Origin of the sequence: Nonomuraea aridisoli, from assembly GCF_003236395.1 — a bacterium.
GTDB classification, from domain to species: Bacteria; Actinomycetota; Actinomycetes; order Streptosporangiales; family Streptosporangiaceae; genus Nonomuraea; species Nonomuraea aridisoli.
Window position 1 is genome coordinate 25,420 of the sequence record NZ_POUD01000071.1, and the last position, 10,473, is coordinate 35,892.

At 69.5% G+C, this 10,473-nt stretch carries 10 protein-coding genes and 1 pseudogene; 9 read left to right on the top strand and 2 right to left on the bottom strand.

The window, feature by feature from the left end; genetic code table 11:
* Positions 1-125: 125 nt before the first annotated feature.
* A complete protein-coding gene (locus tag C1J01_RS18895; protein WP_146615653.1) occupies positions 126-875 on the bottom strand; it encodes a hypothetical protein in 750 nt (249 codons plus the stop codon).
* Between the two features lie 483 nt (positions 876-1,358).
* Between C1J01_RS18895 and C1J01_RS18900 the strand changes: the two genes are divergently transcribed.
* From C1J01_RS18900 to C1J01_RS18940, 9 genes are all read left to right on the top strand, one after another.
* Positions 1,359-1,886 (top strand): MauE/DoxX family redox-associated membrane protein, encoded by a 528-nt coding sequence (locus C1J01_RS18900; protein WP_181448840.1) that lies wholly within the window; start codon positions 1,359-1,361, stop codon positions 1,884-1,886.
* 194 nt (positions 1,887-2,080) lie between these two features.
* Complete coding sequence (locus tag C1J01_RS18905; protein WP_111180296.1) at positions 2,081-2,632, top strand: redoxin domain-containing protein; 552 nt, start codon at positions 2,081-2,083, stop codon at positions 2,630-2,632.
* A gap of 8 nt (positions 2,633-2,640) precedes the next feature.
* Positions 2,641-4,431 carry an ABC transporter ATP-binding protein gene (locus C1J01_RS18910; RefSeq protein ID WP_235854526.1) on the top strand — a complete coding sequence of 597 codons (1,791 nt, stop codon included), beginning with the start codon at positions 2,641-2,643 and terminating at the stop codon, positions 4,429-4,431.
* Between the two features lie 102 nt (positions 4,432-4,533).
* Positions 4,534-4,740: a hypothetical protein gene (locus tag C1J01_RS18915; protein ID WP_111180297.1), complete on the top strand. Its 207-nt coding sequence runs from the start codon at positions 4,534-4,536 to the stop codon at positions 4,738-4,740.
* A 125-nt stretch (positions 4,741-4,865) separates the two neighbouring features.
* Positions 4,866-5,285, top strand: coding sequence for a S26 family signal peptidase (locus tag C1J01_RS18920; RefSeq protein ID WP_181448841.1), 420 nt, complete (start codon positions 4,866-4,868; stop codon positions 5,283-5,285).
* Between the two features lie 246 nt (positions 5,286-5,531).
* Complete coding sequence (locus C1J01_RS18925; RefSeq protein ID WP_111180299.1) at positions 5,532-7,118, top strand: FAD-dependent oxidoreductase; 1,587 nt, start codon at positions 5,532-5,534, stop codon at positions 7,116-7,118.
* A 14-nt stretch (positions 7,119-7,132) separates the two neighbouring features.
* Complete coding sequence (locus tag C1J01_RS18930) at positions 7,133-8,356, top strand: cytochrome P450 (protein ID WP_111180300.1); 1,224 nt, start codon at positions 7,133-7,135, stop codon at positions 8,354-8,356.
* A gap of 218 nt (positions 8,357-8,574) precedes the next feature.
* Positions 8,575-9,576 (top strand): RNA polymerase subunit sigma-70, encoded by a 1,002-nt coding sequence (locus tag C1J01_RS18935; protein WP_111180301.1) that lies wholly within the window; start codon positions 8,575-8,577, stop codon positions 9,574-9,576.
* A 76-nt stretch (positions 9,577-9,652) separates the two neighbouring features.
* Entirely contained in the window at positions 9,653-10,084 is a 432-nt protein-coding gene (locus C1J01_RS18940) for a DUF6069 family protein (RefSeq protein ID WP_220039983.1), read from the top strand.
* A gap of 165 nt (positions 10,085-10,249) precedes the next feature.
* Here C1J01_RS18940 and C1J01_RS49920 read toward each other — a convergent pair.
* Positions 10,250-10,473: pseudogene (locus tag C1J01_RS49920) on the bottom strand (hypothetical protein); the annotation flags it as partial.

The following is a 10,473-nucleotide window of genomic DNA, read 5'->3' on the forward strand; positions in this document are numbered from 1 at the left end:
GCGAAGCATGTGCGGCCCCCTCAAGTAAGTGGTCGATACCACTACACCGCCGAGCCCCCACAGGTTCCCGACGGCAGGGCGGGCCCCAGCCCTGTGCCCCGGACGATGCGCCCGGGGCACCATCATTACTCGTCAGGCAGCAGGTACCTCCAGGAGAGCATGAAAAGCGCTCCCGAACTCGTCTTGAACAGTGACGTGCCGTACTCCCGCCCGGCAGGCACCGCCTTGGTGATCGCCGCCACCGCCACGCCGTCGAGGTCCTTCTGCCAGACCGGGTCCACCGAGCCCGAAGGCTCCTCGACCCCCGCGGGCCACGGCGCCGGCTTGCCCTCTGCCGACGCGGCACCTTCGGCGACCAGGCGGACGCGGGTGCCGGCATAGTCGGTGCCCGAGGCGGCGGCTCGCACCGCCAAGCCGTCCATCAGCTCCTTCGCGTCCGGGAGCTGCTTCGGGTAGAAGCTCGCGACCTGGTCCAGGGCCGGGACCCGGACCTCCAGCATCTTCCCGTCCTGCCCCCGCACCCCGAGGACGGTGGTCGGTACGTCCGACACCGTCGGCGCGTCCGGCCTGGGCTGCGCGGTCGGCGGTTGCCCGGTCAGGTACGTCCGCATCGACGCGACGATCTTGCTCACCTCATTCTCGGTGAGCTTGAGCTGCTTGCTCGCGTCGGCGATCACCACGCCGTCGCTGTAGACCACCACCCTCGGCGGACGCAGGACGTTCATGGTCGCGGTCACGAACCCACCCTCGGCGCCCCACAGGGCGACCCGTTTCGCCGGCGCGTCGGCCACGGCCGCCGATATCTCCGATCCCGCTCCACCACAGGCCGCCGTCAGTGACAGCAGCGCCACAAGCAGGGTCAATCGCACTCTCATGCCACCCCAACGTACGCGGCCGCCAGGCAGTTCAATCCGCCCCTGACGTTCACCGGCCGTTCGCCTTCGGCGATCACCGGCGGGCCCGGGCACCCGGCGGGTTCCGCGGCCGGGAGTGACACCCAGTCCGGAGGCAGCGCCCAGATCCGGCGGCGGCCAGGCGGTCGGCGAGGTCACCGGTCTGCTCACGGCTCAGACGAGCGGTTTGCAGCAGGAACTCGCCGGCAAGGGGCGGCTCCAGCACCAACGCGCCTCTCCGGTCGATCTCCCCATGGCGGTGACGGCTCGGCCTCACAAGCTCACCGTGTTGCATGCCGGCCACGACTTCGCGACCTCGTCTGACCGGACAACCGGTGCGCTGGATCAGTCGGTTACCTCAACCGCCACAAGCGGTCGCCGCAGTACGAGCGCTCCGCATTGCGCGCGCTGGTTGCTGACCGGCGGCTGTTGTGGTGGCGCAGAGCAGTGGATAATTTGGCCACCGTGCAGTATGTGGAAGTGACCTGCCGGCTTTTGCTCGTGGCGGTTTTCGTCACGGCGGCCTTCACCAAGGTCTCCGGAAAGGCCGCCTGGCTCGCCTTCGTCCGTTCGCTGCGCCAGTTGAAACAGATTCCGAGTCCTCTCCTTCAGCCGGTGGCGCTTGCTGTAGTGGCGATCGAGGCGATCGTCGCGGTGCTGCTGCTCGTCCCGGTACGGGTGGCGGGCTGGATCGGCTTCGCCCTGGCAGGCTGCCTCCTCCTGTCCTTCACTCTGGTGATCGGACGTGCGCTGTCGCACGGCAACCGGGCTCCCTGCCGGTGCTTCGGGGCATCAAGCACACCTTTGGGCCCTATTCACATCATGCGGAACGTGATGCTCGTCTGTGTCGCCGTTCTAGGGTTGGCCGGCGCCTCGGCATCGGGCACGCTTGACGCACCATACGCTCTGCTCGCCGGTGCCGGCGGACTGGTCGCCGGCATTCTGATCACGGCGTTCGAGGACATTGTCACGTTGTTCGGGCCAGCCGGATAGCAGCGTTGGCCATTAGTCGCCCGCCCCAAGAGACGATCTGCCCAACCGGACAGTAGGGACGGAACCGCCCTATTTTTTTCTGCCCCGTTGTCGCGATGTGCGCAGAACATGTCCCGCCGAGCACTATGGGCCCGCGTCGCGCGGCTGTACTATCCTGACCGCTTCGGTATGGACCAAACGTTGAGGATTTCGCCATGCCAGTCTTATGGGCCGTATTAGCGATTGTCTGCGCCATCTGCCTGCTTAATCTCTTGCTCACTCTCGCAGTGATCCGGCGCCTTCGACAGCACACCGAGCTGATCAACCGAGGAGGCGCGCGGCCCTCCGCGCAGGGCGAGATCACCCTGCCCGCCGGAGCTCGGGTCGGCGACTTCCGCGTCGTGACGGTCGACAACCGCGAGGTGACCCGCGATGATCTCCGGGAGGGCATGCTCGTGGCTTTCTTCTCGCCGCGCTGCCCGTCCTGTGAGGAGCAGAAACCCGCCTTCGTACGGTACGCCTCCGGCTTGTCAGGCGGGCGCGACGATGTGATGGCGGTGCTGCTGGGCTCTCCCGAGGAGTTGGGGGGCCTTCGCGAGGAGCTGAGCGGGGTCGCGCAGATCGTCATCGAGGCGGACGTCGACGGCGACATGTCCAAGGCGTACGGCCTCGGCGGATACCCGGCCTTCTGCCTCATGGGCCAGGACGGCGTCCTCGCGGTGACAGGTTTCCGGGTTGACGTCCTTCCTGGGTCCGTCGCCCGGTGACCGCCGGCATGCGGGTGGCCATTGCCGCCTGGCGGCTGGCCTGGCGGGTCGCAGCGCGTACGACCATCGCGCAGCTCGTACTGACGGTGCTGGGCGCAGGCGCGCCCGTCGCCGTGGCGTGGCTGACGAAGCTCGTCTTCGACCAGCTGAGCGCCCCCGGCGGACCCACGAACCTGATGTGGCCGATCATCGGCCTGGTCGCCGCAAGCGTCATGACGGCGGTGTCGGCGCAGGTGCTGCGCTACCTGCGGGCCGAGCAGGGACGGATCGTGGCACTCGCCGCCCTCGACCAGCTCTACGCCGCGGTCAACAGGTTGGTCGGCCTGGGACGGTTCGAGGACCCGCAGTTCGCGGATCGGTTGCGCTTCGCCCGTCACGCCGGCGGGTCCGGACCGGCCGAGATCATGGCCGTGAGCATGAACCTGCTCCAGCAGATCCTGGTGACCGCGGGGTTCGTCGTCTCACTGGTCACCGTCAGCCCCGTTCTGGCGATCATCGTCCTGGTCGGTACGCTCCCCGCCGTCGGCGCCGAGTTCGCTCTCGCGCGCCGGCGGGCCGAGGCGATGAACACCGTGGGACCGACCGAGCGGCGCGAGTTGTTCTACGGCCAGCTGCTCTCCGATGTCGACGCGGCTACCGAGATCAGGCTGTTCGGCGTCGGCTCCTTTCTCAGGGAACGGATGCTCCGCGAACGCCGTACCGCGAACCGGGTGCAGCGGGCGATGGACCGGCGGGCCCTGAGCACGGAGGCGCTGCTCACCCTGCTCTCAACCGGGGTGGCGTGCGGCTGCCTGGTCTGGGCGGTCAACGCCGCGGCTGACGGAACGGTGACCCTCGGTGACGTGGCCATGCTGGTCGCCGCGGTCGCCGCGGTGCAGACGGCTCTGCTCGGCATGGTGCGAGATGCGGCCGGAGCGCACACCCAACTGCTGATGTTCAGTCACTACCTCGCCGTCGTGGAAGCGGAGCCGGATCTGCCGGTGCCGGCCCACGCCCGTCCGGTGGCACCGTTGCGGCACGGCATCGAACTGCGTGACGTCTGGTTCCGGTATCGAGAGGATCTCCCGTGGGTGCTGCGCGGGGTCACCATAACGATCCCCAAGGGCCAGGCGGTCGCCCTGGTCGGTTACAACGGTGCCGGTAAGACCACGATCATCAAGCTCCTGTGCCGCTACTACGACCCGGATCGTGGCGCGATCCTCTGGGACGGTGTCGACCTGCGGGACCTCGACCCGGTGCAGTTGCGCGCCAGGATCGCGGGCGTCTTCCAGGACTTCGTCTCCTATGAGTTGTCGGCCGCCGAGAACATCGGCATCGGTGATGTCGAGGCCTTGACGGATCGGTCACGCATCGAGACCGCCGCGCGGAACGCGGGTGTGCACGACATCGTGCGCACGCTCCCCCATGGGTACGACACGCTGCTCAGCCGGATCTACTTCGCCGGCGACGACCTGAACGGAGCCACACCGGGCACCATGCTCTCCGGCGGACAGTGGCAACGGGTCGCCATCGCGCGCAGCTTCCTGCGCGGCGGTCGTGACCTGCTCATCCTCGACGAGCCGAGCGCGCGCCTCGACGCCGAGGCAGAACACGAGATCCACCAGGGCTTCCAACGGCTACGCAACGACGGCACAAGCCTGCTGGTGTCGCACCGGCTCGGCACGATCCGGGAAGCGGACCTGATCCTCGTGCTCGACGCCGGCACCGTGGTGCAGGCTGGGCCACATGCCGAGCTGGTCGAGACACCAGGGCCCTACGCCGAATTGTTCTCCCTCCAGGCCGCCGGTTATCGCGATTGACCGGAACCCGGATGTGATCTCTAATGTAAATCAAACGGGTCAAGGTCAGACGATGCCTACCGGCTCTCCACAATCGGCCCGTCATCCATGAGGGAGTGAAGCATGCTGCGGCTCTTCAACGCGCTCGGCGACCGGATGTTGTCGGCCTTCGTCCCGAAAGTCACTGCTCAAGCCGCCTGCACGACCTGGAAAGAGTTCTGCTACTGCAGCGGCGTCTATTCCATTTCCCGGTGGTGCGACCGCGGCTGCGACAGCAACCAGACGACCTGCGGGCCCTGCAACGTGCGGGGGGAACGCTACAGCTGCTAGCTGACGTGGGCTGAATGGGCCGTCGGCCGAGTCGGTGGCCCATTCAGCCATCGTCTTTCAATCTGCCGCCTGTCATGGCGCTCCGAATACTCGCGCGATCAGTGAGGCGCTTTTCCGTGCAGGCTGTGATTGCGGTGCTCCTGGCAGTTTCCGGCGTGGCGGTACTCGTCGCGGTGCTGCGGCACAAATTCGTACTGGCCACTGTTGCGGGCTTCAGCATGGCGCCCACTTTGCATCCCGGTGACCGCCTGCTGGTGCGCCGGACATCCCTGTCGCGCCTGAGAGTGGGCGACATCGTCGTGGTCGTGCCGGACGCGCGAATGGCAGGCCCGCGACCGCATACCGGCTACGTGATCAAGCGGTTGGCTGCGATACCAGGGGATCTCGTCCCGCCGCACGTACCGTCGCCATCGAACGCGCATGTTCCTCCGGGTTGGATGGCGATCCTGGGAGACAACCCCGACGCCAGCCGCGACTCGCGGGAGTACGGCCTGGTCACTCAGCAGCGGCTCGTCGGTGTTGTCGTACGCGCCATCAGCACCTGAGACCGCCCCGCCAGGACGATTTCCGCACAGGGCTGCGTGGTGGGCGGCGGCGAGCGTGGCACGGGCCCGAGGGAGGAACGCGGCGCCCGCGTCGGCCAGTGGCCCAATCCCCTCAGATCGAGATGTTGATCATGCGCAAGCATCGTTGGACACGCATGGAGACGCCGTTGCTATGGTCGAAGGAGAGCCGAAAGACCAGGAGGTCACGGGGACGCTCGCCTCCATGGTCGGAGGGGGACGGTCTCCATGCGCGTCGTAGTCGACCTCACCAAGTGCCAGGGGTACGGACAGTGCGTCTTCGCCGCACCCGACGTCTTCCGGATGCCGCACCACGAAACACTGATGTACGAGCTGGACTCCGACGAGACCAAACGTGACCAGGTGCTGCGGGCAGCGGCCGCCTGCCCGGTCAGGGCGCTCCTGCTCGACGAGGAGATCACGGAACGGCAGGAGAAGACCTCCGCCGGCGATACCGGCGTCGGCCGGATCGTCATCGTCGGCGCCTCGCTGGCCGGCCTGCGCGCCGCCGCGACGCTGCGCCGGGAGGGGTACGCGGGGAAGCTCACGCTGATCGGCGACGAGCAGGGCGAGCCGTACGACCGGCCGCCGCTGTCCAAGCAGGTGCTGAGCGGCCAGATCGCCGCGGCCGACACCATGCTGCCCCGGCGCGACCAGCTCGACGCCGAATGGATCCGCGGGCTCGCCGCGGTCGGCCTCGACCTGGCCGCCAGGCAGGTCCAGCTGGCCGACGGCCGCACGGTCGGCTACGACCGGCTGCTGATCGCCACCGGCGTACGCGCCCGGCCCTGGCCGGACGCGCAGGAGGCCGCCCTCGACGGGGTGACCGTGCTGCGCAGCCGCCAGGACGCCGCGGAGTTGCGGCGGCGGCTGGCGGCCAGGCCGCGCGTGCTGGTGATCGGCGGCGGTTTCACCGGCTCGGAGATCGCCTCCGTCTGCCGGGAGCTGGATCTGCCGGTCACCGTCGCCGAGCGAGGACCGGCTCCGCTCGTCGGCGCGCTCGGCGGCGTGGTCGGCCGGATCGCCGCCGATTTGCAGCGCGAGAACGGCGTCGACCTGCGCTGCGGGGTCACGGTGACCGCGCTCGAAGGCGATCGCGAGGGGCGGCTGCGCCGTGCCCGGTTGTCGGACGGCAGCGTGCTCGACGTCGATCTGGCCGTCGCCGCGCTCGGCACCGTGCGCAACGTCGAATGGCTGGAGGGCTCGGGGCTGGCCGCCGGCGCGTGGGGCGTGGGCTGCGACGCCGGCTGCCGCGCCTTCGACGTCAACGGCATCGTCTGCGACGACGTGTTCGTGGCGGGTGACGTGGCCCGCTTCCCGCATCCGGTCTACGGCTACCAGTTCCTGACGCTGGAGCACTGGGGCAACGCGGTCTCACAGGCGCACGTGGCGGCGCACAACATGATCAGCCCGTCGGGCCGGCTCCGGCCGCATCTTTCGCTGCCGGTCTTCTGGTCCGCGCAGTTCGGCGTGAACATCAAGTCGGTCGGCGTGCCGACGTTCGCCGACGAGGTGGCCATCGTGCAGGGCTCGGTCGAGGAGCACAAGTTCGTCGCCGTCTACGGTCACCGCGGCCGGATCACCGCCGCGGTCACCTTCGACGAGGCGATGTGGCTGGACTTCTACCGCGACCTCATCGAGCGGGCGGCGCCGTTCCCGCCGGACTTCGCCATGGTCGGCCGGTCGGCCCCGCCCCACGCCGTCCCGGCGGAGATTCCGGCGCGCATCCCCGCCATCCACGACGCGACCGTCATGGTGACCGGCCACAACCCGGACGAACGGCGCGCCACGCTGGTTTCCGCCGGTACCACCTGAAGGGGGACAGGGAAATGACCACGACATACGAGACGTTCCTCGACTACGCCAACCGCGCCGACCCGTACGCGCTGTTCCCGGAGCTGCGGCGGACGCCGGTGGCCCGCCAGCCGGACGGCAGCTACGTGGTGAGCACCTACCGGGAGATCGTCTCCCTGCTCCACGATCCCCGGGTCAGCTCCGACCTGCGCAACCTTCCGGAGATCGCGAACATCCGGATCTCTCCGGACGACGCCGCCCCGCAGCTGCCGCCCGAGTTCATCCGCCGCGACCCTCCCGACCACGACCGGCTGCGGGCCATGGTGATGAAGCACTTCGGACCGCCCGGCGCCCCCGGGCGGGTCGCCGGGATGGAGCCCCGGATGCGGGAGATCATCACCGAGCTGATCGACGGCCTCGTCGGCCGGAGCCGGATCGACATCGTGGACGACTTCGCCTACCCACTGCCGGTCACGGTCATCTGCGAACTGCTCGGCGTGCCGCGCCCGGACGAGCCGCTCTTCCACAAGTGGTCGCAGATCGCGGTCGGGACCAACGACCCGACCACGGGGACGATCGTCGAGCGGAACCAGCTCAGGTTCGAGACCCTGGCCAAGCTCGGCCAGTACCTCAACGGGCTGGCGGACGCGCACCAGCGGGAGCCGGGCGACGACCTGCTCTCCGCCCTCGTCACCGACGGCGAGATGGCCCGGCCCGATGTGCTCAGCACCGCGGCGCTGCTGCTCATCGCCGGCCACGAGACCACCGTCAACCTCATCGCGAACGGCATGCTCACCCTGCTGCGCCACCCCCACGTGCTGGAACGGCTGCGCCAGGATCCCGGGTACGCCGTCAACGTGGTCGAGGAACTGCTCCGTTACGAGCCGCCGATCCACATGCCGGGCCCGCGCCGTACCGCGCTGGCGGACATCGAGATCGCCGGCACCACCATTCCCAAGGGCTCGGTGATCGTGCTGGTGCTCGCGTCCGGCAACCGCGATCCGGAACGTTTCCCGGACCCGGACCGCTTCGACCCGGACCGCCGCGACAACCAGCACCTGGGGTTCGGCGGCGGCATCCACTACTGCTTCGGCGCCCCACTGGCCCGGCTGGAGACCCGCCTCGCGCTGACCGAACTCACCCGCCGGCTGGTCGGACCGCGCCTGGTCGCCGACCCGCCGCCGTACCGGCACACGCCGAACCTGCGCGGCCCCTTGCACCTTCTCCTCGACATCGACGGCGTCCTCCCCGCCCATTAGCAGGCCGGGAAGTCATCGTCGGTGCCCGCGTTTCTGGCGGTGGGGAATGCGGCGCGCTTTCAGGGGACCGCTCGTCGAGGCTTGTCGCGCTCTGCTCGCCGTACCGTGCGTCGTGCTCCGCCACCGGATCAGCCATGCCGACCCGCCCTGGTGATGAGTTGTCGCGCCCGCACCCGTCATACCTGTGACGGGACACGGCGAGGCGGAAGGATGACGGGATGAGTGCGGACACGCGGCTGGAGGAGCTGGGCGGGAGCGGGCTGGGCGAGGTCGACGAGCGGGCGTTCTCGGGGCTGGCGGAGCGACACCGGCGGGAGCTGCACGTGCACTGCTACCGGATGCTCGGGTCCTTCGAGGACGCCGAGGACACCGTGCAGGAGACGTTCCTGCGTGCCTGGCGGCGGCGGGAGACCTTCGAGGGGCGGTCGACGTTCCGGGCCTGGCTGTACCGGATCGCCACCAACGCCTGCCTGGACCTGCTCGCCAAGTGCCGCCCGGAGCCTGCGACCGGCGGCGAGGTGCCGTGGCTGCAGCCCTACCCGGACCGGCTGCTCGACGAGTTGCCCGCGGGCGACGCGGACGAGCCGGAGACCGTCGCCGTCGCGCGGGAGACGATCGAGCTGGCGTACCTGGTCGCAGTCCAGCACCTCGCGCCGCGCCCGCGGGCCGTGCTGATCCTGCGGGACGTGCTCGGCTGGCCGGCGAAGGACGTCGCGGGGCTCCTCGGCGACTCCGTCAACTCCGTGAACAGCGCGCTGCAACGGGCCCGCGCCGGCATGCGGGAACACCTCCCCGCCGAGCGGCAGGACTGGACCGGCGGCGGCGAGGAGGACGCCGGGACGCGCGAGCTGGTGCGCCGCTATACCGATGCCAGCGTGGCCACGGACATCGACGGACTCGCCGCACTGCTGCGGGACGACGTCCGCTGCTCGATGCCGCCCACGCCGGGCCTGCACGTCGGCCGCGACACGGTGCTGAACGACTGGGTCGAGAGCGGCTTCGAGGGCATGGGGCACCTGCGCGCCGTCCTCACCTCCGTGAACCGGCAGCCCGCCGTGGCCTTCTACCTCTGGCGGAAGCGGGAGGTCGCGTACCTGCCGCTGACGATCGACGTCCTGCGCGTCACCGGCGGGGCGATCACCGAGATCGTCACGTTCCACGACGACCGGTTCCCGCGGCTCGGGCTGCCGGAGCGCCTGCCGGCGGACGGCACGGAGTAGGCCCCATGTGGACGCTCGCGCTGTTGAGAACCGTCACATGCCAGTTACCGAACGACGGAGGAACGACATGAACAGCATGAATGACACCGGGGGCGTCGCAGGCCCGGCATCGACCCACCGACTCCGCGGGCTCGTCGGCACCGGCTTCCTCGCCACGCTCGCGGCGATGGTGGCCACCACCCTCGCCGCTGCGCTTGCCCAGGCCGTTGGCGTCGACTTCGAGGTCTTCGATGGTGGCGAGACGATCCCGTTGGCCGGGTTCGCCGTGGTGACCGGCTTCTTCTCGGCCGTGGGCATCGTCATCGCCGTCGCTCTGCTTCGTTGGAGTGCTCGCCCCGCCGAGCGATTCGTGCGGACGGCAGTGTCGCTGACCGCGATCTCGTTGGTCCCGCCCCTCGTCGCCGGGGCGAACACCGCCACGACCACCGCCCTCCTCGTGCTCCACCTCGTCCCTGCGACGGTGATGATCCCCACTCTGGCGCGAAGCCTCCGCGCCAGGACCCATTGACGATCCGGCAACGGGACAACGCGCGGCGCAAGGGCGTGCCGACCCTCATTGACGGCGTTCTCCGCTGAGCGCAGGGACAGGCAGGCGACTCCGGTGGAAGGGTCGCCGGTGTTGAAGTACTGGCTGACGGACTTCCTCGGGTGTGCGGCGGGCGGCTGTTGCCGGTCAGCGTTCCCGGTGGCGGCGTACGAGCAGGGTGGCGGCGGAGGCGAGGGAGATCACTAGTGCGGCGGCCGACAGGATGACCGCCCATGGAGCGCCCGCGGCGGCCCCTGTCGTGGGGGCGGCGTCCACGGTCAGTGAGGCGGGGGCTGCGTCAGGGGTGGCCGGGGTGTCGGACTTCGGGAGAAGGCGGACGACGGGGGCCGGGCGTTCGGGTTCTTCGGCGC

Excerpts from the sequence above, each read along its gene's own strand:
- C1J01_RS18895 (WP_146615653.1), bottom strand. The coding sequence starts at position 875 with ATGAGAGTGCGATTGACCCTGCTTGTGGCGCTGCTGTCACTGACGGCG.
- C1J01_RS18905 (WP_111180296.1), top strand. The coding sequence starts at position 2,081 with ATGCCAGTCTTATGGGCCGTATTAGCGATTGTCTGCGCCATCTGCCTG.
- C1J01_RS18910 (WP_235854526.1), top strand. The coding sequence starts at position 2,641 with ATGCGGGTGGCCATTGCCGCCTGGCGGCTGGCCTGGCGGGTCGCAGCG.
- C1J01_RS18915 (WP_111180297.1), top strand. The coding sequence starts at position 4,534 with ATGCTGCGGCTCTTCAACGCGCTCGGCGACCGGATGTTGTCGGCCTTC.
- C1J01_RS18925 (WP_111180299.1), top strand. The coding sequence starts at position 5,532 with ATGCGCGTCGTAGTCGACCTCACCAAGTGCCAGGGGTACGGACAGTGC.
- C1J01_RS18930 (WP_111180300.1), top strand. The coding sequence starts at position 7,133 with ATGACCACGACATACGAGACGTTCCTCGACTACGCCAACCGCGCCGAC.
- C1J01_RS18935 (WP_111180301.1), top strand. The coding sequence starts at position 8,575 with ATGAGTGCGGACACGCGGCTGGAGGAGCTGGGCGGGAGCGGGCTGGGC.
- C1J01_RS18940 (WP_220039983.1), top strand. The coding sequence starts at position 9,653 with ATGAATGACACCGGGGGCGTCGCAGGCCCGGCATCGACCCACCGACTC.